Here is a 1,037-nt window from a genome sequence, read left to right as displayed (position 1 = left end):
GCTTTACCCAGCCCTGACGAAGCTGTAGAAAGCTCCGCATTATCTGTTAACGCGAGTTGGGAAGTATGTAGATTTAAGGAACCACTATTACCGCTACCTGAGGATTGACTGCTAATGATGCTTTCTTGAACAGCTACATTATTGGCAAAGATCTCCACATTACCAGCATTGCCACTACCTTGAGTAGATGTAGAGATTTCGGAACCATTGAATAGGGAAAGCGAACCCTTGAGAATGGTGAGATTCACCTCTCCCGCAGATCCAGAGCTAGAGGTATTAGAAGAGACCCTTGCCCGATCTATTGTCACGTCATCAGCGTTGATGCTAATGTTACCCGCTCGACCGCTTCCAGAGGTGGATGCTGACAGTTCCGCCCCATCTCGTAAGGTTAATGACCCAGTGCTGATACCAATGTTGCCAGCATTGCCACTACTACTGGTGAGCGCCGCAAGGCGGCTATTGTTGCCGATGTCAATACCTTGGCTAGCATTGAGGTTGATATTGCCAGCCATTCCTGCATTGCTGGTACTGCTGGTAATTTGGCTATTGTCAAAGCGAATCAAGCCGCTACTCGTAAGGGAGACATTGCCAGCGGAGTCCAGCCCCTTGGTATCGCTTTCGATGCGACAGTTGGTGAGGGTGAGATTGCCCAAACTGTTGATATTGACATCCCCCGAACGTCCTGTGCCATTTGTCGAAATGTTAACCACTCCCGTAAATGGAGTGGAAATAGAAACCTGTTTACTGGTTAGAACCACGGTATCGGCGATCGCTAAATTCCCATGTCCAAAAATCGATACCGACCCCGCCCGATCGGAAGAGGATGTCGTTAGTAATGTCAGTCCAGATATCTGATTTTGGGCTTCTAATCCGATCGAACCACCATTGCTAGATGTTCCATTAGGCGCAGCAGAGAAAGTATATAGACTGCTCATATTACCGAAGATATCCCCTTTGGGGGCAATTAGATTGATGTCGCCGCCATACCCGCTATTACCTCCCACTGCAAAGGATGAGGAGTACAGATCCCTCTGGTT

The 1,037-nt window shown here is 48.3% G+C and carries 1 pseudogene; it reads right to left on the bottom strand.

Going from position 1 to position 1,037, the window contains the following annotated elements:
- Positions 1–1,037, bottom strand: a pseudogene (locus AC805_RS26320) (hypothetical protein); the annotation flags it as partial.

The sequence above is a fragment of the Pseudanabaena sp. 'Roaring Creek' genome (assembly GCF_001402795.1).
Taxonomy (GTDB): Bacteria; Cyanobacteriota; Cyanobacteriia; order Pseudanabaenales; family Pseudanabaenaceae; genus Pseudanabaena.
Note: the sequence above shows the minus strand (reverse complement) of the source record. Positions and strands in the feature narration are given on the sequence as shown.